We start from the raw sequence: 25,040 nt of genomic DNA on the forward strand, positions 1-25,040 counted from the left end.
AAGCGCCAAAGGGTCGCATGGACGCCGGTTCTCCAAGCCTGCCGTCGCTCCGTGTGGGAGGAACGCTTGAAACGAGGAAGCAGATGCCCCTGAGACTGAGAAAACTGATCGGCATGATCGCGTTGATCGTCTTCATCGGCGTCTATATCGTCATCGTTCTTTCGGTTGCCTCGGTGCGATTTGCAGATGCGCCGTGGTGGTCTCACCTCATCTTTTTTGCCGTTGGCGGTCTTCTCTGGGTTCCGCCGGCCATGGCCATCATCAAATGGATGGAGCGGCCGGTCGACGACGGACGTCGTTAAGACTGCGCTAACCCAATACGGAAAATCCACCCGCAGCGGTTTCAAAATAAACCAATCCTTGGTGGCGGCCCTGCATCATCGACTGAACTGCCGAGAAGAGCAGGAGGGCGACGTGTTTCGAGCCCATTCCGACGCCTTCCCTGCCCGACCGCGAACAAGGACGCCCCGACGCGCATGAATGCCATCACGATGGAAGTTGCGGCATCCAAAGCGCGCCTCGCGCCGGATATCTGCGTCTATCACAGCTTCGAACCGGTCGAACGCGAATGGTCCATGCTGGAGGCTGGCCGTCACGTTTCGCTGCACCATTCGCTTGCCTGGTGCAGAGCCTGGGCGAAGAACATGAACCCGGAGCTCGCCATCGTGGTAGGCCGCGTGCGTGGGCGCACCGTCTTCATTCTGCCTCTGGAAATCCTGTCGACCGATCTTGGCCGGATCGCCCGCTTCATCGGCGCGCGCCACTCCAATCTCAATACCGGGCTCTTCAATGAAAGCTTTGCGCTCAGCCTCAGCGCGGCGGACCTGAAGGCGATTTTCGCCGCGATTCGGCGACAGCTGGCTGGCCGCGCTGACCTCATCCAGTTCACCAACATGCCCCAAAGCTGGCGCGGTGTCTCCGTTCCCTGGCTCCTTGCCGGCGCGATCGAGAATCAGAACAAGGCCTATCAGCTGCCGATCCGGGCCACGATGGACAAGACGCTGGAGCAGGTTCACGCCAAGCGGAAACGCAAGCTCTACCGCAGATCGATCCGCCAATTCGAGGAGGCCGGCGGCTACGAGCATATCGTGGCGCAAACACCGGAGGAAAAGGACGCGCTTCTGTCGCTGTTCTTCCGGCAAAAGGCCGAGAGACTGCAGGCGATGCACCTGCCGAACCCGTTTCGCGATGAGGCGACCAGAAGCTTTTTCCGCGACGCCGCCCTTTCGGCGCAGGAGGCGCCCAATGTCGCGCTCAGCCTGCATGCGTTGAGGCTGAACGACGAAAAGCGGACGATTGCCGCCATTGCCGGCCTGTCGCGCAAGGGCGATCACATCATCTGCCAGTTCGGGTCGGTCGAAAGCGATAGCGTACGCGGCGCAAGCCCCGGCGAATTTCTCTTCTATCTCATGATCGAACAAGCCTGCGAGAGCCGGGTGGCCCTTTTCGATTTCGGCATCGGCTACCAGCTTTACAAGAAGAACTGGTGCCCGGTGGAGACGCAGCACTATGATGTACTGGTTCCTGTCAGCCTGCGCGGCCGCGTCGGCGCATTCGCGATCTCGGCGGCAACGCGCCTGAAGGCAGCCATCAAGCGTAACCGGCCGCTTTATGCGCTGATCCAAAAACTCAGGGCGGACAAGCAAAGCTCGCCCGCCCCGTCGTCAGAGACTGATTGACCTTCAGGCGACCTGGCTGTCGCCATTCCCGGCCGGCGGCAACGGATTGTTGCTCATAAGGATCACCTCATCGCGACCCGTGGCTTCGAAGGACGCGAGAATGCGGGCGATCTTCTCCTCGCTGGCGCCCGGCATGGACAGCACGATTTCCGCGTTGTCGTTGCGGGTCAGGCGTTCGGCGCTGCGGCCGTCGATCGGACCACATTCGATCAGTACCTTTTCGTAGGCTTCGCTCAAAGCACCGACAATCATGGTCAGACGGTCCGCGCCGCGCATCGCCCGCGCCGGATCGGCCGTGCCATGCGGAATGAAATGCGCCTCCGAATATTTGTCGCCATGGATGCAGCTGGCAATCGATGACTTGCCTGCGAGGATATCCGTAATCCCCTGGAGATTGGCGCTGTCGCCCATGAGGCGCGAGGGAAGCGCGGAACCCGTCATGTCGATGATGATGGCGCGGAAGCCGAGGCCGGATATCCGGCGCACCAGCTCAACGGAGGCTGTCGAGCCATCGTCACCGGTCGGAGATATGCAGGCGACGATGCGCTTGTCGGAGGTCGCGAGGTAGCGTGCAACCGAGGCGACGGAAAAATCGTTGCCGTCGGCCTCTTCATCGAGCGAGGGAATTGCCGCACCATCATATCCGTCAATGGCGGCTTCTGCAGCGGCCTCGACCGGTTCGGCCGGCTCGACGGGCGATGCAGGATGTTCAGTTGAGGGCTGGCCCTGCTGGCCATCTTCTGCAGCGCCTGTGCGGGCCTGCTCCAGACGGGCCATGATGCGGCTTGCAAAGGCAGGCATCTCCTCGACCGGCTTTTCCGAGAGAGCCTCGGCGGGGGCTTCCGAATGCTGTGGCTTGACAGCTTCCTGTGCGGACGGTTCGCCCGCGGCGGTTTCGCTGTGCGCCGTTTCGGCGTTTGCCAGCGGCTCTGCCTCAACCTCGTTCGTCCCGGTGTGGTGCTCATCATGCAGCGTTGCAGTTGCGGAGGTTTCGGCGGTGGCCGCTTCATCCCGGAGCGCTTCTGCGGACGCTGCGGCAACGGCCGCTGTTGCGACGACGGACGTCGCCGGCAGGGCCGGTGTGGCGTTTTCGACCTGCCTTGCCTTAACCCGCCGCGAGCGGAAGGACCGCAGCAGACGCGCCGGGCGCGCCTCAGGCTGCCGATGATCGGCAAACGAGGCTTCAGCCTCCGGCGCATAGGCGGGATCGATCGTCTTCCAGGCGCGGCCGCTGAAAAGCTCGGCGAGCATGATGAAAGCGGCACTCAGCAGGAATGCGGCAAAGGCGGCGACGGAGACGATCGGCACAACCTTCGGGAAGTAGATTTCCGTCGGAACGATGGCGCTCGAAATGATGCGTGCATCGGCGGGTGCGGCATTCTTGCCGGCGCGCGAAGATGCCTCGCGGTAGCGCGCGAGATAGGTCTGCAGAAGGTCACGCTGCGCTGCGGCTTCGCGCTCGAGCGCATTCAGGCCGACCTGCTGTTCGTCGGCCTTCGAGGAGGCGGACTTGGCCTTGTTCAGCTGCGCCATAAGCTGGCTCTGCCGAAGCTTGGCGACTTCCGCCTCGTTTTCCAGGCTCTTGAGAATCTTGCGGGTCTCGACATTGATCTGTTCGCGAACACCGGCGAGCTGGGCGCGCAGTCCCTTGAGGCGCGGATGGCCATCAAGCAGCGTCATGGACAGATCGGCGATCTGATTCTGGATCTGCGCTTCCTGCGTTTTCAACTGCTGAATGGTCGGCGAAGCGATCACATCGGAAATTGTATCGACCGGACCGCCGGACTTCAGCGCCTGCCGAACGGCTTCGGCCCGCGCGTTGGCGTTGCCGAACTCGGCCTGAACGCGAGCAAGCTCCGTCGAGACATTGTTCAGCTGCTGCGCGGCAAAGGTCTGATCCTGGCCGGTGCGCAGAAGGTCCGTCGAGGCGCGATAATCAGCGACCTTCTTTTCAGCCTCGCTCACCTTCTCGCGCAGCGACGCAATTTCAGGCTCAAGCCAGCGCGCGGCCTCCGAATCGGTGTCCAGCTTCGCACCGCTCTGCATGGCGAGATAGACCGCCGCGATCTTGTTGGGGATCGCTGCTGCGAGCTTGGGATCTTCGGAGGTGAAATTGACGCCGATGACGCGGGATTTGTCGACCTGATAGACCTGCAGCTTCTCGCGGAAGGTCTTCAACACCCGCTCCTCGGGCGAAACGTCGAGAGGATTCTTGACAATACCGAAGGAAATCAGGAGGCGCTTGAAGAACGACGTATTGACGGCGGGATCGAATTCCTGTCGCTCCGACAGCTTGAGGTCCTTCGCGACCTGCTTGATCAGGTCGGTCGATTGCAGCACCTGAACCTGACTGGCGATGCCGAGATCATCGAGGATAGGGTCCGCATTGGTGTTGGCTGGCTGGGTGCGTTCGGAAAAGTCAGGCGTCCGCAGCTCGATCAGAACCTGCGCCTCACCCTTGTATTCGGGCGCAACCATGCGTGTGCCAATGAATGCCACAACCGCAACGCCGGCCGTGACGGCAGCCAATCTCAGCCGCCGTTCCCACAGGGCCCGGAACAATCGACCGAGATCAATATCCACGTCCTGACCTGGCTTCGCGCCCGACATATCACACTCCATAGATGTATCAATTGCGCCGAAGCGTAAACGGGTATGGTAACTCTTTCGTTAATCGGGGATTTTTCCGCAATCAGCAGCCCATCCCGTACCTGCACTTAGGATTGAGAAAAAACGCGAAGGCAATGCCTCCGGTTTACCCGGTATTAACCCTAATCGACCGATAAGATTTGCAACCTCAATCTTATCGGAGCTATCCCCGGGATGCCTCTCGACCTCAATAGACGCAAATTCATCTTCACATCCCTGGCTCTGGCGGTTCCGCTGGCTGCATGCAGCACGACACCGCCCGCCTCCGGCATTTTCATTCAATCCCTTTCAGCTCCCTACAGGCTCGATTCGGGTGATCGCCTTCGCATCACCGTTTTCGATCAGCCCAGCCTCACCAACACCTACAATGTCGATCAGTCCGGCTATCTCGCCTTCCCGCTGATCGGCTCTGTGATGGCGCGCGGCAAGACGCTCAAGGAGCTTGAGGTCGCCATAGCGAGCCAGCTGCGCAAAGGCTATCTCCGCGACCCGGATGTCACCGTCGAAGTCGATCGCTATCGCCCGATCTATCTGATGGGTGAAGTCGGGCAGCCGGGACAATATTCCTACGCACCCGGCATGACCGTACAGAGCGCTATTGCTGCGGCCGGTGGTTTCACGCCGCGCGCGCTGCAGACGGGTGCGGATATCAGCCGCAAGATCAACGGCCAGGTCGTAACGGGTCGCGTGGCAATCACCGATGCGATCCTTGCCGGCGACACGATCTATGTCCGTGAACGTCTGTTCTGATGCATGGTCAGGACCGACAAGATGCGCATCATTCATTGTTTCCGCTCGCCTGTCGGCGGGATATTCCGGCATGTGCGTGATCTTGCGGTCGAGCACAGCAGGGCGGGACATGAGGTTGGCATCGTTTGCGACAGCATAACGGGTGGCGCCTACGAGGATGCGCTTTTCGACCAGATTCGCCCCTATCTCGCTCTCGGTCTGACACGCATTCCCATCAATCGCGCCATCAGTCCATCCGACTTTGGCGCTTTCATGAAGAGCTATCAACAAATCAGGAGTTTGCAGCCGGATGTCTTGCACGGGCACGGCGCCAAAGGTGGCGCGATTGCCCGGGTCATCGGCTCATTGTTGCGGGTCAACAGGTATTGCGTAGCCCGCATTTATTCCCCCCATGGCGGCAGTCTGCATTTCCGGCCGGGCGTTCCGGGCTCCACGGTCTTCATGCTGGAGCGCATTCTGGAGCGCATGGGTGACGCCACCGTCTTTGTCTGCGAATTCGAACGCAACGCCTATCTGGAAAAGATCGGCCGCCCGGCAAGAAGAACAGTCGTCAACTACAATGGCATCGATAGTGCCGAGTTCATTTCGCCGGGTCTGGTGGAGGAGCCCCGCGACTTCGAATATATCGGCATGATGCGCGATCTGAAGGGCGGCGATCTTTTTATCCGCGCCTTCGCGGAGGCCGAACGCATCGTCGGCCACCCGATGTCGGCGCTGATGATCGGGGATGGACCCGATCAGCACAAGTATGCCGACCTGATGGTGCAGCTGGGCCTGGGAAAGCGCATTACCATGCTTCCGGCGATGAAGCAGCGCGAGGCTTTCCGTATGGCGCGGACGCTGGTCGTGCCCTCTCGAGCGGAGGCCATGCCCTATGTCGTTCTGGAAGCCGTGGCCGCTGGAAAGCCCATCATCGCGACGCGTGTTGGCGGCATTCCCGAGGCCTTGGGCGCCAGAAATCCGGCACTCACGCCGCCTGACGACTGGGAGAGCCTAGCCCAGGTAATGGCGCGCGCCGCAACGGAGCCCGACTGGTTCAAAACGACACAGCCCGACATGGATACGTTCGAAAGCACATTTTCCAGCCGCGCCATGGGCCAGCGCATGATCGAACTTTACCATTCCATTCAAGACGAAGTTTGCGGCCGTCATTAACGGCCCGTTGACCATACATGTTAAAATCCGCCGGTTGCATTAGCGCGTAAACAATAATTTCAATGGTGGTGTTATGATTTTTGAAAATCCCGGTGATGGGTGGCAGTCATGAACCAGATCGAGCGTTCCGATCACTTCGACATCGACAAGATCCGCAAACAGATTTCGGACGTGAACCACGTGGCCGAGACGCCATCGGCCGCCCTGTCGAAGCCGCTGAACCCCTATGCAGCCCAGATCGCCAAGCAGTTCGCGCTCGATAGCAACAAGCCCAGCATCGTTGCCGGCCTGATCCGGATCGGCGAAGCCCTGCTGGTCGCCGCCACGTGTCTGGGCATTTATGCCGCCACGCCTGAGGCGCATGCGCTCCGCATCCCCGGCATCATCATACTTCCCCTGCTCGCGGGCTTTCTGGCGACGCTCATCATCCAGGTCTGCGACGGCTATCTTTTCCCGATTTTGCGGTCGCCGCGCCGCGGGTTGCCGCGCGTGACCGGCGCCTTCGCAGGCGCAGTATTGCTCTTCTGTCTCATCGTTATCTTTCGGGGCGGCAGCGCGATGGCACTTCTGGCGAGCGGCATGATCGGTGTGCTCTCGATGACAGCGATTGTCACGCTTGAGCGCATGCTTGTCGCCCACGCCATCCGCCGCTGGGCGCGCAACGGCTTCATGGAGCGGCGCGCCGTGATTATCGGCGGCGGCGCACCGGCGCGCGACCTGATCCGCGAGATGGAAAGCATCAGCGATAACGACATTCGGATCTGCGGGATTTTCGACGATCGCGACGACCGCCGCTCGCCGGAGGTTGTCGCCGGCTACCCCAAGCTCGGCACTTTCGATGAGCTGGTGGAATTCGCCCGCGCTGCGCGCATCGACATCCTGATCATCGCCCTGCCCCTCTCCGCGGAAGCGCGCATCCTCGACCTGCTGCGCAAGCTCTGGGTCCTGCCTCTGGATATCCGCATCGCGGCGCATTCCAGCAAACTGCGTTTCCGCCCGCGCGCCTATTCACGGATCGGCAAGGTGTCCATGCTTGACGTCTTCGACAAGCCGATCGCCGACTGGGACTCGGTGGCCAAGCGCGCCTTCGATATCTTTTTCTCGCTCCTTGCGATTGCACTCCTGTGGCCGATCATGCTGGGAGCCGCACTTGCCGTAAAACTCACCTCCAAGGGACCGATCATTTTCCGGCAGCAGCGGCACGGCTTCAACAACGAGATCGTCGAGATCTACAAGTTCCGCTCGATGTATGCCGAGATGAGCGATCCGACGGCGCGCAAGGCCGTGACCAAGAACGATCCGCGCGTGACGCCGGTCGGCCGTTTCATCCGCAAGACATCCATTGACGAATTGCCGCAGTTGTTCAACGTGCTGCAAGGACGCCTGTCGCTTGTTGGTCCGCGCCCGCATGCAGTGACGGCGCAAACGAAGAACCGCGTCTATGCAGAGGTTGTGGACAGTTATTTCGCCCGCCATCGCGTCAAGCCCGGCGTCACCGGCTGGGCCCAGATCAATGGCTGGCGCGGCGAGATCGACACCGACGACAAGATACGTGGCCGTATCGCGGCCGATCTTTACTATATCGAGAACTGGTCGCTCTGGCTCGATCTCAAGATCCTGTTCCTGACGCCCATTCGTCTCCTGAATATGGAAAACGCCTATTGACCACGTTTGACGCCATGCAAGGCGGGACCTTTCGCCCGCAGATCGCGACGTTCCGGCTTATCGGTTCGTCCGCTCTGGCGCTTGGGGTTTTCCTGACCGGTTTCGTCATCCATGAACCAGCGCCGACGGACGCCGTCATCGCGCTGCTGCTCGGCATCTGGTTCATTCTCGGACTGAAGGTAACGCGCGGAACCGGCCCGCTCGCCATTCTGCTCGTCGCCGTCGAGACCGGTTGCCTTCTGTCGCTGACGCAGATGGCGAACCTGGAAACAGGCTTGTCCTATTTCGGCGTGAGCGCATTCCTGGCTTTGACGGCCATCTTCTACGCGGCGATCTTTGAAGATCGGTACGACCGGATGGGGCTGGTGTTCAAAGCCTGGACCGCCGCTGCCGTTATTACGTCGCTTCTGGGCATTCTCGGCTATTTCCACGCCTTCCCGGGCTCGGAAGTCTTCACGCGCTACGACCGCGCCATGGGTGCCTTCAAGGACCCGAACGTTTTTGGACCCTACATCGTCGGCCCCGCCCTCTATCTGATCCACGGGATCCTCACGGGGAAGACCTATCACCTGCCAATCCGGGTTCTGGCGCTGCTGGTCATCACGCTTGGCGAACTGCTGTCTTTCTCGCGCGCGGCCTGGGGGCTTTACATCTTCGCCGCCATGGCGCTGGTCTTCATCATGCTGTTGAAGGAACGTACGTCTGCCTTCCGGCTGAAAATCCTGATCATCGCGATTGCGGGGGCGGCACTACTGATTGCAGCCGTGATGATTGCGCTTCAGTTTCAGAAGGTCGCGGACCTCTTTTCGACGCGCTCGCAGCTCGTCCAGTCCTACGACGGCGGCCATCTCGGCCGCTTCGAACGGCACCGGCTCGGTTTCCTCATGTCCATGGAAAAACCGCTCGGGATCGGGCCCATGGTGTTCAGCACGATCTTTCCTGAAGACGAGCACAACATCTGGCTGAAGATGCTGACCAGCTACGGATGGCTCGGCTTTGTCAGCTACGTCACGCTGATGGCCTGGACGATTGCGGCAGGCTTCCGCATTCTTTTGCGCAACAGGCCCTGGCAGCCCTATCTGATGATCGCCTGGATCATGCTTCTTGGACATGTCGGCATCGGCAACGTCATCGATACGGACCACTGGCGCCACTTCTACCTGATCCTCGGCATCATCTGGGCATGTCGCGCGCTGGAAATGAACTACCAAAGGCAGAAGGTCCCGGAGCAAGCGCCGGACGCAGTGGCAACGCATGCGTGACGACCATCGGCGCCTGCGCATCCTGCAGGTTCTGGAGCCCAGCGGTGGCGGGTCGGGCCGGCATTTCATCGACCTTTGCGCCGGGCTTGCGGCACGCGGCCACCGCGTCACGGCCGTCTATTCGCCCCTGCGAGCCGAGCCGCGCTTCGTTGCCGAGCTGCAGGCGCTGAGGCTGGAGGCCGTGCACAGCGTTGCGATGCGGCGCGCACCCCACCCCACCGACCTGTCAGCTCTTTTCGCGATCCGGCGCATCGTCCGCAAGGGCGGGCCTTTCGATATCATCCACGGGCATTCGAGCAAGGCCGGCTATCTCATTCGCCTGCCCATGCCCGGTCTGCCGCACATTCCCCGCATCTACACCCCACATGCCTTCCGCACCATGGATCCGACACTCGGTCTTGCGGGCAAGGCGGTCTTCGGAACGGTCGAGGCTTTACTGGGCCGCGCGATGTCGGACAAGATCATCTGCGTGTCGAAGGACGAGCACCGCCACGCGCTGCGCGCCCTGCACCTCCCCGAGAGCAGGCTCGCAACGGTCGTGAACGGGGTCGCGACACCCCCGGGCGACCGACGCGACGCCCTGCGCCGCCAGCTTGGCTTTGCCGCCGACAATTTCGTCTTCGGCTTCATCGGCCGGCTCTCCTTGCAGAAGGCTCCCGAACGGCTTGTCTCCGCCTTTGCCGCCATCGCTGCGGGTTTTCCGTCCGCGCGGCTGTTGATGATCGGCTTCGGTGAACTGGAGGCGGCGACCCGCGGACAGATCAACGATCTCGGCATGAGCGGGAAGATCGTCCTGACCTCCGACATCACCGGACCGGAAGCCATACAGGCCATGGACGCACTGGTGATGCCGAGCCGCTATGAGGCTATGGCCTACGCGATGCTGGAAGCGGCTGCCGCTGCAAAACCGATGGTTCTCACGGAGGTTGGCGGCGCATCGACCGTGGTCGAGGACGGAGCAAACGGCCGGCTGGTCAAAAATTCCGATGAAACAAGCCCATTGGCCGCCGCCATGAACGAGTTCGCGGATCCGGTTCGGGCACGGCGCTATGCCGAGTGCGCGGCCACACGCGCCGACCGCTACAGCCTGGACGTCATGATCGACCAGACCATGAACGTCTACCGTAACGTTATCCTGCGTTAAAGAGCACTCGATAAATCTTTGGAAATTCAGGGGAATAAATGGTCGGAGCGGCGGGATTCGAACCCACGACCCCTTGACCCCCAGTCAAGTGCGCTACCGGGCTGCGCTACGCTCCGACCTGCCTTCATTGAAAGCACGCACTCCATAGCCGCGTCGCATGGCAAGCGCAAGAGGCAGGCGGAATAAATCGGCAGGAAGAGAGCGCCGGTCCCGGCTAAATGATGTCAGCGAACCTGATCCAGCAGCCGCTTGCATTCCAGAAGATCGTAAAGCGCTTCCTGCAGCAAGGCGCGATCTTCCTTGCCGACGCCGGCGGCATCCATTTCGGGCTCCTGATTCGTGGCTCCAAAGCCGAAGAAGCGGCGCGTCGACGGCGGCTTGGCCTTGCCGACGATCTGGTCCTCTTCCAGAGACGGCGGCTGGACCTTCGCGGCAGCCTGTTCCGCGGCCGCGGCCTGCGACAGGGCCTCGACGGCGTCCATGTCGCCGGCGCCGATGGCGATGACGAATTTGTTGCCGTTCGATTTCAGGAGCTTCTGAACGCCCTTGATCGTGTAGCCATGGTCATAAAGAAGATGCCGGATGCCCTTGAGAAGATCGACATCTTCCGGGCGATAGTAGCGGCGACCGCCGCCACGTTTCATCGGCTTGATCTGCGGGAAACGCGTTTCCCAGAACCTCAGCACATGCTGCGGAAGATCGAGATCGTCTGCGACCTCGCTGATCGTCCGGAATGCGTCTGGGCTCTTTTCCATCTTAAGTCTTCCTGCAAGCCTCGATCACGGCCACACCGTCCGCCCTGTCCTGCCTGCGTCGGCGTGATCAGGATGCCGGAGCGGCCGGCTTCTGCTTGGCCTTACGCTGCTGATGTGACTTCAGGATACGCTGCTTGAGCACATTGGACGCCTTGAAGGTCATGACGCGGCGCGGCGAAATCGGCACTTCCTCACCCGTCTTGGGGTTGCGGCCGATACGCTCGTTCTTGTCGCGGACCTGGAAGGTGGCGAAGGACGACAGCTTGACGCTCTCGCCGCGGACGATCGCATTGCAGATTTCATCGATAATCGTTTCGACAAGCTCGGCAGACTCAGCGCGCGATAGCCCCACCTTGCGGAAGACCGACTCAGCAAGATCGGCGCGTGTCACAGTTTTCCCTGTCATTTTCCCCGCTCTTATCAAAGCTTGTTGTTGATCCGGGCTCCACGAACGGGCGCCTCGTTCAGACGTTTCTCAAGCAACGCGTCGCCTGCCCATACTCCTCACAGCCAGCATCGCGCAACTCAAGCAAAACGAGACTATTTCCCTTGCCGTTAACGGTCAAGCGTTGAAAAGCAAAGAAAATTAGATTTCAAACTGAGACGGTCCTACCAGCGCAGGAGCACCGAACCCCAGGTAAACCCGCCGCCCATGGCTTCCAGCAGGACGAGGTCGCCTTCCTTGATCCGCCCGTCGCCGGCCGCCTGCGCCAGCGCCAGCGGGATCGAAGCAGCCGACGTGTTGCCATGCCGATCGACCGTGACGACGACCTTTTCCATCGGAATGCCGAGCTTCTTGGCCGAGCCTTCGATGATGCGGATATTGGCCTGATGGGGCACGAGCCAATCGAGATCTTCGATCGAAAGCTTCGTGGCGTCGAAGGCGGCAACGATCACGTCGGTGATCATGCCCACGGCGTGCTTGAAGACTTCCCTGCCCTGCATGCGCAGATGCCCGACCGTGCCGGTCGTGGAAGGTCCGCCATCCACAAAGAGCTTTTCCTTGTGCGAACCGTCGGAGCGCAGATGCGCGGTCAGAATGCCGCGATCGGATATATCGCCCTTGCCTTCGACGGCCTCCAGAACGACAGCGCCGGCGCCATCGCCGAAGAGAACGCAGGTCGTCCGGTCTTCCCAGTCGAGCAGCCGCGAGAACGTTTCGGCGCCGATGACGATGGCGCGCTTGGCCAATCCGCCGCGCAGATAGGCGTCGGCGGTAGCCATGGCGTAAACGAAACCGGTGCACACGGCCTGCATGTCGAATGCAGCGCCATGGTTCATGCCAAGACGATGCTGGATTTCGACTGCGGTCGCCGGGAAGGTGTTGTTCGGCGTCGAGGTTGCCAGAATGATGAGGTCGATGTCATCGGGCGTCAGCCCGGCGCGGTCGAGCGCGGCCTGCGCGGCGGCGGCGCCGAGCGAAGCAGTCGTCTCCCCCTCGCCTGCGATATAGCGCTGACGAATCCCTGTCCGCTGAACGATCCACTCGTCAGAAGTCTCAACCTGGCCTTCGAGCTCGCGGTTGGTCACCACGCGAGCCGGCAGCGAGGCTCCAAAGCCTCTCACCACGGAACGGATCATAAATGTCAAACCCCGTCGTCATCCGCATCGACCTTTGCAGGAAGACGCCTGGAATGAAAATTCTTCAGATCGTTTTCGATCTTCTCGTTCAATTTGTTGCGGGCCATGTCATAGCCCACTTCAACAGCCGCCGCGAAGCCTTCCGCATCGGTGCCGCCATGGCTCTTGATCACGATGCCGTTGAGGCCCAGGAACACCGCCCCGTTGACCTTGCGCGGGTCCATCTTGTCACGCAGCATGTCGAAGGCGCTCTTGGCGAACAGATAGCCGATCTTGGCAAGCAGCGTACGCGACATGGCCGTGCGGAGATAGGTCGCCAGCTGCCGCGCCGTGCCCTCGGCGGCCTTGAGCGCGATATTGCCGGTAAAGCCCTCGCTGACGACGACATCCACCGTTCCCTTGCCCAGATCGTCGCCTTCGACGAAGCCGGAGTACTGGATCGATTCGAAATTGGATTCGCGCAGGATGCGGCCCGCTTCCTTGACCTCTTCCTGGCCCTTCACCTCTTCGACGCCCACATTGAGCAGGCCGACGGAGGGGCGCTTCAACTCGAAGAGCGCGCGCGCCATCGCGCCGCCCATGAGGGCGAAATCGACGAGCTGCTGGGCATCCGCACCGATGGTTGCGCCAACGTCGAGAACGATGCTTTCACCTTTCAGCGTGGGCCAGATGCCGGCCAGCGCCGGACGTTCGATATTGGCCATGGTGCGCAGGCAAAACAGCGCCATCGCCATCAGCGCGCCGGTATTTCCAGCGGAGACCGCAACATCGGCCTCCTTGAGCTTCACGGCCTCAATGGCCTTCCACATCGAGGATTTGTAGCGGCCACGGCGCAAGGCCTGGCTCGGCTTTTCTTCCATGCTGATGGCGATATCAACGGCATGAAACTCGGACTTCGCCTTGAGCGCCGGATATTTGTTCAGAATCGGAAGGCAGTCGGCCTCGATGCCATAGATGGCGAAGCGCATGTCCGGATGCCGCTCCAGCGCGCGCGCCGCTCCGGGAATGGCGACGCTGGGACCGAAGTCGCCGCCCATTGCATCAAGTGAAATTGTTACCACGCGATACCCTGTCCTGCTGTTCGCTTCCGCATTTCTGCGGGCCGGCGAAATTGCGGTCAAAATACCCGTTTTCGAACCGCGTACAACTGCCATTGCGGATTTTCAAACGGATTTGCCTACCGGCCGGAGCGACGTGCATATTTCACAATGCACAAGAGACGCTCCGGAACCTTCAATCTGCGTATCATGCGTTGGGGAAATCAATTCCGCCGTCCGCACCGATCCGCGGCTCAAGGCACATAGAAAAAAGGCAAATTTGGCGCGGCGGCCAAGATCATTCAGGTTTTTTCCAGTCCTTCAGGACGGCGAAAGGCGACGGCTTGCGGTCATCCGCCTCCGTGGACTCGACATGATCGGCGAACTCCACGCCCGGTTTGCGCGGATAAGGATCGATCGCCAGCGCCACCGCCTCGCAGACCGCATCGCCCGCGTCGATCGTGTCGCCGCTGAACTGTTCGGGAATATCCTCGCCTTCGGGATCGAGCACCATTTCGCCACGGTCGTCGAGAACCAGACGCGCAAGACGCGATCCTTCAGGCACATAGATCCGGTCGATCTCTTCGGAAATGGCGGTCTCGACGGGCTCCAGCGTCACCACGCAGGACTGGACAATGTCCGCCTCCACATGGCCGCGGATACGCACACCGTCCTTTTTCCAGCGCGCGACCTGCAACTCGCTGTCGAGCCGCTTCACGGCCTCGACCTTCCAGAGCCTGGCGAGCCCGACAAGCTCCGCAGGATCCGCCGAAAGCTTCACCGTGACCGGGTTTGCCGAAATATGCCCGACCTTGACCTTATAGGAGAAAGGCGCGTCTTCTTTTTCTTTGATGGGCTGCATCGTCATGTCCTTCCAATTGGCTGCGGCTGAGGCATCGCGAGCGCCCCCACCGCAATCTCATCTTCCGATATCGACTTCAACGCCGTCTCTGTGTGCATCATATAGTGCGCAAGCGCGGCCATATCAGGCGCATCGGCCTCGTCGGGGCGGATGTTGCGGCGGAGCGCGTTGCGCAGCGCCTCTTCGTCGCCCCGGTCAAGCGCCCCCGCATAGGATTCCAGCCGGCCGTAATACATGCGGGCAAACTTCTTCACGCGTTTCGGCACGCCGGTATCGCCCACGCCCAGTTCGCGGATCGAGTGATCGATATCCTCGAAAAAGTAATCGATGATCTCCTGCGCAATTTCCTGGCCGCTCCGATCAGAGCCGGCGGTGCGGCGGAAGTAGAGAATCAATACGATGGTCAGCATCTCGAAACGGCCAAGCACCGTATCTGGAACGCCCATGTCGGAATAGAAAAGCGGCCGGCGCGCCGCCTGAGTCAGATGCTCGTATTGCCGGGTGACGATGGCTTGATTGTTATTTTTTTTCCTGAACAGCCCGAATATCATGAAAAAGCCCGGTATTGATTATTTGTCCACGCTGGAAGCGCGGTCCCGCCGCGGACCATGTTGCATCATCGCTAAAGCTGGTTTACCCAAGCAGGCACGAATTGCAACGCGTATTTGCCCCGCGCTTCACGGGAAAGGAATTACTTTGGCTATCGTGTCAAAACTCAACATCGCGCGGTCGTCACTGCTTGCAGCCATGGCTGCGACCACGATCATCACGTCCGGCTGCATGAGCATGGGCACAAAGGAAGTCATCAACAACGGTTTCATCGCCGATGAGCAGACGCTGAAGCTGGTTCCGGTCGGTTCCAGCCGCGAGCAGGTTTTGCTGTCGCTCGGCACACCATCGGCAACCGCGACCTTCGATCGTGAAGTCTTCTACTACATCTCCCAGAAGCGTGAGCGGACGTTCGAATTCATGAAGCCGACGCTCGTTTCGCAGAGCGTACTGGCTGTTTATTTTGACAAGAACGGCACGGTGGCCAAGCTGTCGAACTATTCGATGCAGGATGGCAAGGTTGTCGACATGATTTCGCGCACGACCCCGACGGGCGGCACGGAACTCACCTTCCTCCAGCGCATTCTCTCCGGCGGCGCATCGGGCGCAGCAGCCGCCAAGAGCCTGCTGGGCGGCGGCAACAAATACTGATCGCCAGCGGCCCGGACACAGACCGGGTACACGGAACTCAAGAAAACGCCCGCGGCGCATTGTCCGCGGGCGTTTTCGTTTCGGATCTGTCAGGCCAGCACGGCGAGCAGCAGCAGCGCCACGATATTGGTGATCTTGATCGCCGGGTTGACGGCGGGACCTGCCGTATCCTTGTAAGGATCGCCGACCGTGTCGCCGGTGACGGAGGCCTTGTGGGCTTCCGACCCCTTGAGGTGGCGAACGCCATCCTTGTCGACGAAACCGTCTTCGAAGGACTTCTTGGCATTGTCCCATGCGCCACCGCCCGACGTCATCGAGATGGCGACGAAGAGGCCGTTGACGATCACGCCGAGAAGCGAAGCGCCGAGCGCGGCAAAGGCCGAGGCCTTGGAGCCCGAAATCAGCAAGACGCCGAAATAGACCACAAGCGGCGCCAGAACCGGCAGAAGCGAGGGCACGATCATCTCGCGGATGGCCGCCTTGGTCAGGATGTCGACCGCGCGTCCGTAGTCGGGCTTCTCAGTTCCCGCCATAATGCCCGGCTTTGCCTTGAACTGGCTGCGCACCTCCTCGACAATCGAGCCTGCGGCACGCCCCACGGCTGTCATCGCAATCCCGCCGAAGAGATAGGGGATCAGACCGCCGAAGATCAGGCCGGCCACGACGTAAGGGTTGGAGAGATCGAACGAGATTTTCCCGACATCGGCAAAGTAGGGATACTTGTCCGCATGGCTTGCGAAATATTGCAGGTCATTGGAATAGGCCGCGAAGAGAACCAGCGCGCCGAGACCGGCCGACCCAATGGCATAGCCCTTGGTGACCGCCTTGGTCGTGTTGCCGACGGCATCGAGCGCGTCCGTCACCTTGCGCACCTCAGGCGGCAGTTCGGACATTTCAGCAATCCCGCCGGCATTGTCAGTGACAGGCCCGAAGGCGTCGAGCGCCACGATCATGCCGGCAAGGCCGAGCATGGCGGTGACGGCGATGCCGGTGCCGAAAAGGCCGCCAAGCTGGTAGGTGGCGATGATGCCGCCGACGATGACGATGGCCGGCAGCGCGGTGGATTCCAGCGATACCGCAAGGCCCTGGATCACGTTGGTGCCGTGACCGGTCACGGAGGCCTGCGAGATCGAGTTGACCGGGCGCTTGTTGGTGCCGGTATAGTATTCGGTTATGACCACGATCAAAGCTGTCACCACAAGCCCGACGAGGCCCGAGATGAACAGGTTCTTGCCCGTGATCACGACGCCGTTGACGGTGCCGAGTTCGCCCCAGCCGATGGTGAGCGAGGTTGCTGCACCGAGGCTGATGATCGAGAGAATGCCGGTCACGATCAGCCCCTTGTAGAGAGCGCCCATGATCGAATTGCTGGAGCCGAGCTTCACGAAGAAGGTCCCGACGATCGAGGTGATGATCGAGCCGGCGCAGATAGCCAGCGGATAGATCATCGCGGTGGCGAGCATCTGGCTTCCGGCAAAGAAGATCGCAGCGAGCACCATGGTTGCCACGACCGAGACCGCATAGGTCTCGAAGAGATCGGCCGCCATGCCGGCGCAGTCGCCGACATTGTCGCCGACGTTGTCGGCAATGGTGGCCGGGTTGCGCGGATCGTCTTCCGGAATGCCGGCCTCGACCTTGCCGACGAGATCGCCGCCGACGTCTGCTCCCTTGGTGAATATGCCGCCGCCGAGGCGCGCGAAGATGGAGATGAGCGACGCTCCGAAGCCGAGTGCGACAAGCGCATCGATGACGTTGCGCGAGCCCGGCTCGTAATGCATCGGGCCGGTCAGGATGTAGTAATAGACCGAGACGCCGAGAAGTGCGAGGCCGGCCACCAGCATGCCGGTGATGGCGCCCGACTTGAAGGCGATGTCGAGACCGCCGGCAAGGCTTCTCGACGAGGCCTGGGCGGTGCGCACATTGGCGCGCACGGACACATGCATGCCGATGAAGCCGGCCGCGCCCGAAAGCACCGCGCCGATGAGGAACCCGATGGCGGCCGCCCCAGACAGGAGCAACCAGGCCGCAATGAACACAATGACGCCCACAATGGCGATCGTCTTGTACTGCCGTGTCAGATAGGCTTGCGCCCCTTCGCGGATGTAGCCCGCGATTTCGCGCATTCTTTCATTGCCCTGGTCAGCAGCCAGAACCGATTGGGTGGCCCATATCGCATAGACCACAGACAACAAACCACATGCAATCACGCCGAATAGTATCGTCATTCGCAAGTTCCTCCTTCAGCGCTTCGCCTCCCAACGTCGCGCCCTCGCATTGTTGCACGTCGAGAGTGCGCGGTGCGACAGGATGCGTCAAGGCCCGCCCGAATGAGCGCGCGCTTAATTTTGCAGCTTGGAGAAAACCCGCCTTGAGGTCGATCAAGCGCCCGGAAAACCTTTTGCCCTGAAACCGGGAATGCCGTGAAGGGCGGTTATTCGGCGCGGGTCCGCGGCGGCGTCTTGCGCACCAGCATGGCGAGGGCGACAAGGCAGATCAGGCAGACGGGCCAAATCGTATAGGCCATCACCGTCCAGCCCTCGCTGTTGAAAACCTTGCCCGACGAGAGCGAGGCCAGCGCGACCACGGTGAACAGGAAGATATCATGGAAGCCCTGCACCTTGTCGGCCTCTTCCGGACGATAGCTGGAGGCGACAATGGCGGTGGAGCCGATGAAGCCGAAATTCCAGCCGATGCCCAGAAGGATCAGCGAACCCCAGAAATTCCAGATCGCCGTGCCCGCCGCGGCCACAACGGCGCAGGCCATCAGGATGACAAGACCAGTGGCAACGACCTTCTCGACGCCCAAGCGGGTGATCAGGTGGCCCGTGAAAAAGCTCGGGCCGAACATCGCCAGCACATGCCACTGGATGCCCAGCGTCGAGACCTCGGGCGAGTAGCCGCAGCCGACGACCATGGCGAGCGGCGCACCCGTCATCATGAAGGTCATCAGCGCGTAGGAGCCGATGCCGCAGAGCATGCCGGTGATGAAGCGCTGGGTGCCGATGATTTCCGTCAGCGGCCTGGCCGGCTTGCTGTCGGCGTGTTTCTGGCCGGTATTCGGCAATCGCAGCATGGTCAGGACGGCGATGCTGGCGAGCGCCAGAGGAATGATGGCAAGGAACGCGCCGGCGAAGGGAATGCCCGGCAGGCTGTCGCGCAGCCAGATGACGATCTGCGGTCCAATGACGGCTGAAACGACGCCGCCGACGAGGATCCAGGAAATGGCCTTGGGTTTGTAGAAGGAAGGCGAGACATCGGCGGCCGCAAAGCGGAACTTCTGAACGAAGCCGGCGGACATGCCGAGCAGGAGAAGCGCTGCGGCGAAAAGCCAGAAGCTGCCCCTGATCAACGCCGTCGCAGCCAGCAACGCGCCGGTCGATGCGATTATGCCGCCGAGGATGAAACTCATCTTGCGGCCCGCATAGCGCGATACGAGGGCAATCAGTGCCGCCCCCACCGCGGTGCCCACGTTGAAACCCGTGGCGGGCGCGGTTGCCAGAGACTTGTCGGTGGCCAGCAATTGATAGCCGGCCAGCGCCGCCAGCGAAATCGAGATGGGAGAAACGGCACCCTGAATCGCCTGCGCGACCGTCAGGATCGCGACATTGCGCCTTGCGGACGCAAGCGCTTTTTCCAGACTGTCAACCGCGGCATCCATGCAGCCCCCTCCCGACCCCTTGCCTGCCTTCAAGCATTTCCGGACGAGAAAGCGGCTGCCGTCAATGCTTCCTCAGTTCGGCCTCACCTGCTTGGCGATCCGATCGAGCACCGCGTTGACGAGGCGCGGCTCTTCCTCTTCGAAGAAAGCCTGCGCAATCTCGACATACTCATTGACGATGACGGCGATCGGTACGTCCTTGCGCTCGATCAATTCGAACGTGCCGGAACGCAGAATGGCCCGCACGGTGCTGTCGAGACGCGAGAGCGTCCAGCCTTCCTGCAGGGCCTTCGTGATCATGGGATCGAGCTTCAGCTGATCGCGCACGACGCCGGAGACGATCGAGCGGAACCACGAGGGATCGGCCTTGAGATACTGGTCGCCGTCGATTTCCTGGCCGAGCCTGTAGGTCTCGTATTCCGAGACCACTTCGAGCACGCCGGAGCCGCCGACATCCATCTGATAAAGTGCCTGAACGGCCGCCAGACGCGCTGCGCCACGCTGATTTGCCGGTTTAACGGATTTTGCGGAACTGTCGTTCGTCATGGTCAACCGCCGAATTTTTCCTTCAGCGCGATCATGGTCAATGCCGCGCGCGCTGCAAAGCCGCCCTTGTCGAGTTCGGACTTGCGAACCCGCGCCCAGGCCTGTTCATCGTTCTCGACCGTCAGGATGCCGTTGCCGAGCGGCAGGGACTCGCTGACAGCGAGGTCCATGAGCGCACGGGAAGACTCGTTCGAGACGACGTCGAAATGATAGGTCTCGCCGCGGATCACGATGCCGAGCGCGACGAAGCCGTCATAGACAACCCCGCCCGAATCGCCGCCATCCAGCGCCATGGCGATGGCTGCCGGAATTTCCAGCGCACCGGGAACGGTCACCACGTCAAACGTCGCGCCTGCTTCTTTCAGCGCTGACGTCGCGCCTTCCAGAAGCGCGTTGGAAAGATCGTCGTAAAAGCGTGCCTCGACGATGAGGAGATGAGGCGTGATATCCTCGGTCATGGGGCTATCCAATCTGAATATTTCGGTGAATTATGGCCGGTCAAACCATGCCGCGCCTCTCTTGGCAAGCGAATTCGGGAAATTTTCGACCTGCCCCCTTCAGCCCAAGGATCGGAACCGCCCAAGCCGGGCTGGCACTACCGCTATGCGCGAAACACGCGCGCGGCCTGCAACGCCCTGAATTGGGGCGGAATTGTGTTGATCAAGGTGAAATAAGTTTAACATATTCAGCCACTTAATTACAGGCATTTAAGTTGAACGGGGCACGATCGAGACATAGTTTCGACGCATGAAAGGCGACAGAAAACAAAGAGATCGCCTTTCACGGACAGGTTCACGTCCAAATGCGCCTCATGGGGAGGTGTAGCGCGGAACCAGTCCCGGCGAGCGCCGCAGCGGGCGGCGAAACGCCAGTGCATTATGGAGATCGACCATGAATACCAAGCTCAAGAATATCGGTACGCTTGCCTTCGCAGCTCTTCTGGCCGGCACGACCGCCTTCGGCGTCGCCGGTGCTGCAAACGCTCAGCCGCACAAGCAGAAGGCGGCTGCGGCCACCGTAACCGAACAGGCACCGCCGGCTGGTGACAATGCCATCGACGAGGCCATTCGCGCCTCGAACGGTTCGGACTTTGCCATCGTCTCGCAGGCTCAGCTGTCCTCCGGTCTTTCGGCCGATATCAAGTCGACCACCTCGGCAAGCGAGCTTCAGGGCATCCGTGCCGCCATCAGCGCCAACCCGGCTCTTGCCTCCAAGATCACCGGCCAGAACATCGAAATCAAGGAAATCACCGGCGCGACGAAGGCCGCTGACGGCAGCCTGGTGTTCTACACGATGTAATCGTCTCCTGTCCGGCCCGCCCGCCGGACAGGACGCAAAATCCTCCCGTGACTCCAGCACGGGGGGATTTTTGTTTTTGAGGGCCTATTTGAACTCGGCAAGGCGCGCGGCGTAGCGCGCCATCGTATCGATCTCGAAATTGACCTTGTCGCCGACCTTTCGCTCACCCCAGGTGGTGACTTCGAGCGTGTGACGGATCAGGAGGATGTCGAAGTCGCAGCCGGAGACGGCGTTGACCGTCAAAGACGTTCCGTCGAGCGCAACGGAGCCCTTCGGCGCAACGAACCGTGCGAACGCCTCGGGCACGCGCAGCCGGAAGCGGGTCGCATCGCCCTCGAGCTCGATCGCCACGATCTCCGCCATGCCATCGACATGCCCGGAGACGATATGGCCGCCGAGTTCGTCGCCGATCTTGAGGGCTCGCTCCAGATTGACGCGCGCGCCTTCCTTCCAGCTGCTGATGGTTGTCAGGCGCAGGGCTTCTTCCCAGGCTTCCACCTCGTACCATCGCTCGTTCGAGCCGGCTTCGGGCAATGTCACCACAGTGAGACAGACGCCGGAATGCGAAATCGAGGCGCCGATATCGATCGTCTTCGGATCGTAGGCGGTGGCAACCCGCAGCCTGATCCCTTCGGCAAGGGGCGTGATCCTGTCTACCTTGCCGACATCCGTGACGATACCCGTGAACATCTCATTGCGTCCTTTCAAAAATTTCCAGCCGATCCTCGCCGATCGCCTCGCTGGAGACAAGGGTAAAGCCGTCGGGCGGACCTGCCGGCTTCAGCGGCGAAGGGATCCCCGCTTCGCCCACGGCGTTCGGGCCTTCAAACAGCCAGATCCGGTCCACAAGTCCGGCCTTGAGGAAATCGTCGGCGACGCGGGCGCCGCCCTCCACCATCACAGAGCTCAATCCGCGGCCTGCGAGCTGGCGCAGCAGATCGAGAGGAGAATCGGTCTCGACAATCTCCACGCCGGCCTGCGACAGCGATGCGCGGCGGGCCTGCCACGCCTCATCCCGCGCCGTTTCATCCTTGGACGTTACCGCCATCACCGGCACCTTCCGGGCGCTCTGGACGAGCTTCGATGACGAGGGCAATTGCAGTGCGCGGTCGAGCACCAGCCGGAGCGGCGAGCGCTCCTCCAGCCCGGGCAGACGGCAGGTGAGCTCCGGGTCGTCGGCCAGCGCCGTGCCGATGCCGACGAGGATCGCGTCACTTTCGGCGCGCAGGTGCTGGACCGCCTCCCGCGACTGCGCCCCGGTGATGCGCACCTGCCCTTCGCCGCGTCGTCCGAGCATGCCGTCGCTGGAGACCGCGAGCTTGAGGGTGACATGCGCCCTGCCCTCGATCTGCCGCGTGAGATAGGCGGCGAGGCCGCGCCGGGCGGCCTCTTCCATCAGCCCGGTTTCGACCGTCACTCCGCCTTCACGCAACATGCGGATGCCGTTGCCGCTGACGCGCGGATCTGGATCGGTGACGGCGACGACTACGCGGGCGACGCCGGCGGCCATCAGCGCGTTGACGCAAGGGGGCGTCTTGCCGAAATGGGAACAGGGTTCGAGCGTGACATAAGCGGTTGCGCTCCGCGCCAGGTCTCCGGCTTCGGCCAGCGCCTGCGGTTCGGCATGGGGCCGACCGGATCTGGCGGTCACGCCACGCCCGACAATCGCGCCGTCGCGGACGATCACACAGCCGACGGAGGGATTTGTGCCGGTCTGGCCTATATGGGTCGCGGCCAAGGCAATCGCCTCCGCCATGAACTCCTCATCAGCGGAATGGCATTGAGACATCCGTCAATGGTCCCCGGGATCGCGTGCGATCTTGGCGTTCACCTCCGAGAGAACCTGCGTGAAATCCTCGATATGGGTGAAGTCGCGATAGACCGAGGCGTAGCGGATGAAGCCCACGTCATCGAGCGACTTCAGCGATTCCAGCACCTGCAGGCCGATTTCTTCAGATGGGATTTCGGTGTCGCCGGAGCTTTCAAGCCGGCGGACGATGCCGGAGACGGCACGCTCGATGCGGTCGCGATCGACGGGGCGCTTGCGCAGCGCGATCTCGAAGGAGCGGACCAGCTTCTCGCGGTCGAAGGGAACCTTGCGGCCGGTCTTCTTGATGACCATGAGTTCGCGCAGCTGAACGCGCTCGAATGTCGTGAACCGTCCGCCGCAATCGGGGCAGATACGGCGGCGGCGAATGGCGGAGGAATCCTCCGCCGGCCGCGAGTCCTTCACCTGGCTGTCCAGCGATCCGCAATAGGGGCATCGCATAGGGCGGCTCCTCGAAAATTGAAATGGCTCCGCGCCAGAATCAGGCGCGGAGCCATTCTATTACGCCATGTAGGGATACATGGGGAAGCGGTTCGTCAGTTCAACCACCTTGGAACGCACACCGGCTTCGACCGTGGCATTGCCTTCGTCGGAATTGGCGACCTTCAGGCCGTCGAGGACTTCGACGATCAGGTTGCCGATTTCCTTGAATTCGGCTTCCTTGAAACCGCGCGTCGTGCCGGCCGGCGTGCCGAGACGGACGCCGGAGGTGACGAAGGGCTTTTCGGGGTCGAACGGGATGCCGTTCTTGTTGCAGGTGATATAGGCGCGGCCGAGACCCGCTTCCGCACGCTTGCCGGTCGCGTTCTTCTTGCGCAGGTCGACGAGCATCAGGTGGTTGTCGGTGCCGCCGGAGACGATGTCGAGATTATGACTGATCAGCGTCTCGGCGAGCGCCTTGGCGTTCTTGACGACCTGTGCAGCATAGTCCTTGAACTCCGGCTGCAGCGCTTCGCCGAAGGCAACGGCCTTGGCGGCGATGACGTGCATGAGCGGGCCGCCCTGCAGGCCGGGGAAGACGGCCGAGTTGAACTTCTTCGCCAGATCCTCGTCGTTCGTGAGGATCATGCCGCCGCGCGGGCCGCGGAGCGACTTGTGCGTCGTGGAGGTGGCGACATGGCAGTGCGGGAACGGCGACGGATGCTGGCCACCGGCAACGAGGCCGGCGATGTGGGCCATGTCGACCATGAGGTAGGCGCCGACTTCGTCAGCGATCTCCCGGAAGCGCTTCCAGTCCCAGATGCGGGAATAAGCCGTGCCGCCCGCGATGATCAGCTTCGGCTTGAACTTGCGGGCCTTTTCGGCGACGTCGTCCATGTCGAGCTGGTGGTCGTCTTCACGCACGCCGTAGGAAACGACGTTAAACCACTTGCCGGACATGTTGACCGGCGAGCCGTGCGTCAGGTGACCGCCCGAGTTCAGGTCGAGGCCCATGAACGTGTCGCCCGGCTGCAAGAGCGCGAGGAACACGGCCTGGTTCATCTGCGAACCGGAGTTCGGCTGGACGTTGGCGAAGTTGACGCCGAAGAGCTTCTTGGCGCGTTCGATCGCCAGTTCTTCGGCGATATCGACGAACTGGCAGCCGCCGTAATAGCGCTTGCCCGGATAGCCTTCGGCATACTTGTTCGTCATGATCGAGCCCTGCGCTTCCAGAACGGCGCGGGAAACGATGTTTTCGGATGCGATCAGTTCGATCTCGTGACGCTGACGACCGAGTTCCTTCTCGATGGCGCCGAAAATATCCGGATCGGTTTCAGCAAGGGTCTTGGTGAAAAAGCCAGCAGTCGCGCTCATGAGCAGCCTCTCGATTAAAGCAGCGGAAATCGTTGAAGGCCAGTCTCTTAAAGCCCTTGGCGCCTCAGGGCAAGTCGGGATTGCGCCACCGCCTGTCAAGAGCGCGTCAGGGGCGCGCCAAGCCCCAAGATTGTCACAAAACTTTCTTTCAATCGTAATATTCGGGCCTCGTGACC

General features: G+C 61.4%; 24 protein-coding genes and 1 tRNA gene. 9 read left to right on the forward strand and 16 right to left on the reverse strand.

Going from position 1 to position 25,040, the window contains the following annotated elements; translation table 11 throughout:
• Positions 1 to 83: 83 nt before the first annotated feature.
• Positions 84 to 302, forward strand: a complete 219-nt coding sequence (locus tag LQK83_RS05315; RefSeq protein ID WP_230836190.1) for a DUF2842 domain-containing protein — start codon at positions 84 to 86, stop codon at positions 300 to 302.
• A 174-nt stretch (positions 303 to 476) separates the two neighbouring features.
• A complete protein-coding gene (locus LQK83_RS05320; RefSeq protein ID WP_230836191.1) occupies positions 477 to 1,679 on the forward strand; it encodes a GNAT family N-acetyltransferase in 1,203 nt (400 codons plus the stop codon).
• Positions 1,680 to 1,682: 3 nt separating this feature from the next.
• Here LQK83_RS05320 and LQK83_RS21730 read toward each other — a convergent pair whose 3' ends face one another.
• On the reverse strand, positions 1,683 to 4,289 hold the full coding sequence (locus LQK83_RS21730; protein ID WP_230836192.1) for an exopolysaccharide transport family protein: 2,607 nt from the start codon (positions 4,287 to 4,289) through the stop codon (positions 1,683 to 1,685).
• 213 nt (positions 4,290 to 4,502) lie between these two features.
• Between LQK83_RS21730 and LQK83_RS05330 the strand changes: the two genes are divergently transcribed.
• From LQK83_RS05330 to LQK83_RS05350, 5 genes are all read left to right on the forward strand, one after another.
• Positions 4,503 to 5,078 carry a polysaccharide biosynthesis/export family protein gene (locus LQK83_RS05330; protein WP_230836193.1) on the forward strand — a complete coding sequence of 192 codons (576 nt, stop codon included), beginning with the start codon at positions 4,503 to 4,505 and terminating at the stop codon, positions 5,076 to 5,078.
• 3 nt (positions 5,079 to 5,081) lie between these two features.
• On the forward strand, positions 5,082 to 6,233 hold the full coding sequence (locus LQK83_RS05335; RefSeq protein WP_442966704.1) for a glycosyltransferase family 4 protein: 1,152 nt from the start codon (positions 5,082 to 5,084) through the stop codon (positions 6,231 to 6,233).
• A gap of 108 nt (positions 6,234 to 6,341) precedes the next feature.
• On the forward strand, positions 6,342 to 7,898 hold the full coding sequence (locus tag LQK83_RS05340; RefSeq protein WP_230836195.1) for an undecaprenyl-phosphate glucose phosphotransferase: 1,557 nt from the start codon (positions 6,342 to 6,344) through the stop codon (positions 7,896 to 7,898).
• Positions 7,895 to 9,160, forward strand: a complete 1,266-nt coding sequence (locus LQK83_RS05345; RefSeq protein ID WP_442966705.1) for an O-antigen ligase family protein — start codon at positions 7,895 to 7,897, stop codon at positions 9,158 to 9,160. The genes LQK83_RS05340 and LQK83_RS05345 overlap by 4 nt, the downstream gene beginning before the upstream one ends.
• Positions 9,153 to 10,304, forward strand: a complete 1,152-nt coding sequence (locus tag LQK83_RS05350) for a glycosyltransferase (protein WP_230836196.1) — start codon at positions 9,153 to 9,155, stop codon at positions 10,302 to 10,304. Before LQK83_RS05345 ends, LQK83_RS05350 begins: the two co-directional genes overlap by 8 nt.
• Before the next feature lie 39 nt (positions 10,305 to 10,343).
• Here the strand turns inward: LQK83_RS05350 and LQK83_RS05355 are convergent.
• The 7 genes from LQK83_RS05355 to LQK83_RS05385 all read right to left on the reverse strand — a co-directional run bounded on the left by LQK83_RS05355 (position 10,344) and on the right by LQK83_RS05385 (position 15,090).
• Positions 10,344 to 10,420, reverse strand: a tRNA-Pro gene (locus tag LQK83_RS05355).
• A 108-nt stretch (positions 10,421 to 10,528) separates the two neighbouring features.
• A complete protein-coding gene (locus LQK83_RS05360) occupies positions 10,529 to 11,059 on the reverse strand; it encodes a MerR family transcriptional regulator (RefSeq protein ID WP_230836197.1) in 531 nt (176 codons plus the stop codon).
• 67 nt (positions 11,060 to 11,126) lie between these two features.
• Positions 11,127 to 11,465, reverse strand: a complete 339-nt coding sequence (locus LQK83_RS05365; protein ID WP_109857889.1) for an integration host factor subunit alpha — start codon at positions 11,463 to 11,465, stop codon at positions 11,127 to 11,129.
• A 203-nt stretch (positions 11,466 to 11,668) separates the two neighbouring features.
• The gene (locus LQK83_RS05370) at positions 11,669 to 12,640 is read right to left on the reverse strand and encodes a beta-ketoacyl-ACP synthase III (protein ID WP_230836198.1); all 972 of its coding nucleotides are present in this window, start codon (positions 12,638 to 12,640) and stop codon (positions 11,669 to 11,671) included.
• Positions 12,641 to 12,645: 5 nt separating this feature from the next.
• Positions 12,646 to 13,701 (reverse strand): phosphate acyltransferase PlsX, encoded by a 1,056-nt coding sequence (gene plsX, locus LQK83_RS05375; RefSeq protein WP_230836199.1) that lies wholly within the window; start codon positions 13,699 to 13,701, stop codon positions 12,646 to 12,648.
• A 274-nt stretch (positions 13,702 to 13,975) separates the two neighbouring features.
• A complete protein-coding gene (locus LQK83_RS05380; protein WP_230836200.1) occupies positions 13,976 to 14,539 on the reverse strand; it encodes a YceD family protein in 564 nt (187 codons plus the stop codon).
• Positions 14,540 to 14,541: 2 nt separating this feature from the next.
• Positions 14,542 to 15,090, reverse strand: a complete 549-nt coding sequence (locus tag LQK83_RS05385; RefSeq protein WP_230836201.1) for a ubiquinol-cytochrome C chaperone family protein — start codon at positions 15,088 to 15,090, stop codon at positions 14,542 to 14,544.
• A 196-nt stretch (positions 15,091 to 15,286) separates the two neighbouring features.
• Between LQK83_RS05385 and LQK83_RS05390 the strand changes: the two genes are divergently transcribed.
• On the forward strand, positions 15,287 to 15,739 hold the full coding sequence (locus LQK83_RS05390) for an outer membrane protein assembly factor BamE (protein WP_230836331.1): 453 nt from the start codon (positions 15,287 to 15,289) through the stop codon (positions 15,737 to 15,739).
• A gap of 89 nt (positions 15,740 to 15,828) precedes the next feature.
• Here LQK83_RS05390 and LQK83_RS05395 read toward each other — a convergent pair whose 3' ends face one another.
• The 4 genes from LQK83_RS05395 to ribH all read right to left on the reverse strand — a co-directional run bounded on the left by LQK83_RS05395 (position 15,829) and on the right by ribH (position 20,401).
• On the reverse strand, positions 15,829 to 17,964 hold the full coding sequence (locus tag LQK83_RS05395) for a sodium-translocating pyrophosphatase (protein WP_230836202.1): 2,136 nt from the start codon (positions 17,962 to 17,964) through the stop codon (positions 15,829 to 15,831).
• Positions 17,965 to 18,170: 206 nt separating this feature from the next.
• Positions 18,171 to 19,397, reverse strand: a complete 1,227-nt coding sequence (locus tag LQK83_RS05400) for an MFS transporter (RefSeq protein ID WP_230836203.1) — start codon at positions 19,395 to 19,397, stop codon at positions 18,171 to 18,173.
• Between the two features lie 72 nt (positions 19,398 to 19,469).
• A complete protein-coding gene (nusB, locus tag LQK83_RS05405) occupies positions 19,470 to 19,943 on the reverse strand; it encodes a transcription antitermination factor NusB (protein WP_230836204.1) in 474 nt (157 codons plus the stop codon).
• 2 nt (positions 19,944 to 19,945) lie between these two features.
• Positions 19,946 to 20,401 carry a 6,7-dimethyl-8-ribityllumazine synthase gene (gene ribH, locus LQK83_RS05410; RefSeq protein ID WP_230836205.1) on the reverse strand — a complete coding sequence of 152 codons (456 nt, stop codon included), beginning with the start codon at positions 20,399 to 20,401 and terminating at the stop codon, positions 19,946 to 19,948.
• A gap of 433 nt (positions 20,402 to 20,834) precedes the next feature.
• Between ribH and LQK83_RS05415 the strand changes: the two genes are divergently transcribed.
• Positions 20,835 to 21,242 carry a hypothetical protein gene (locus LQK83_RS05415; protein ID WP_230836206.1) on the forward strand — a complete coding sequence of 136 codons (408 nt, stop codon included), beginning with the start codon at positions 20,835 to 20,837 and terminating at the stop codon, positions 21,240 to 21,242.
• An 84-nt stretch (positions 21,243 to 21,326) separates the two neighbouring features.
• Here the strand turns inward: LQK83_RS05415 and LQK83_RS05420 are convergent, their stop codons facing one another.
• From LQK83_RS05420 to glyA, 4 genes are read right to left on the reverse strand one after another with little or no spacing between them, the layout of a single operon-like run.
• A complete protein-coding gene (locus tag LQK83_RS05420) occupies positions 21,327 to 21,932 on the reverse strand; it encodes a riboflavin synthase (RefSeq protein WP_230836207.1) in 606 nt (201 codons plus the stop codon).
• Position 21,933: 1 nt separating this feature from the next.
• Positions 21,934 to 23,031, reverse strand: a complete 1,098-nt coding sequence (gene ribD / locus LQK83_RS05425; RefSeq protein ID WP_269065236.1) for a bifunctional diaminohydroxyphosphoribosylaminopyrimidine deaminase/5-amino-6-(5-phosphoribosylamino)uracil reductase RibD — start codon at positions 23,029 to 23,031, stop codon at positions 21,934 to 21,936.
• A gap of 3 nt (positions 23,032 to 23,034) precedes the next feature.
• On the reverse strand, positions 23,035 to 23,511 hold the full coding sequence (nrdR, locus tag LQK83_RS05430) for a transcriptional regulator NrdR (RefSeq protein ID WP_230836209.1): 477 nt from the start codon (positions 23,509 to 23,511) through the stop codon (positions 23,035 to 23,037).
• Positions 23,512 to 23,571: 60 nt separating this feature from the next.
• The gene (gene glyA, locus LQK83_RS05435) at positions 23,572 to 24,864 is read right to left on the reverse strand and encodes a serine hydroxymethyltransferase (protein ID WP_230836210.1); all 1,293 of its coding nucleotides are present in this window, start codon (positions 24,862 to 24,864) and stop codon (positions 23,572 to 23,574) included.
• Between the last annotated feature and the right edge of the window lie 176 nt (positions 24,865 to 25,040).

The organism is Rhizobium sp. C1 (assembly GCF_021026335.1).
GTDB lineage: Bacteria > Pseudomonadota > Alphaproteobacteria > Rhizobiales > Rhizobiaceae > Ensifer_A.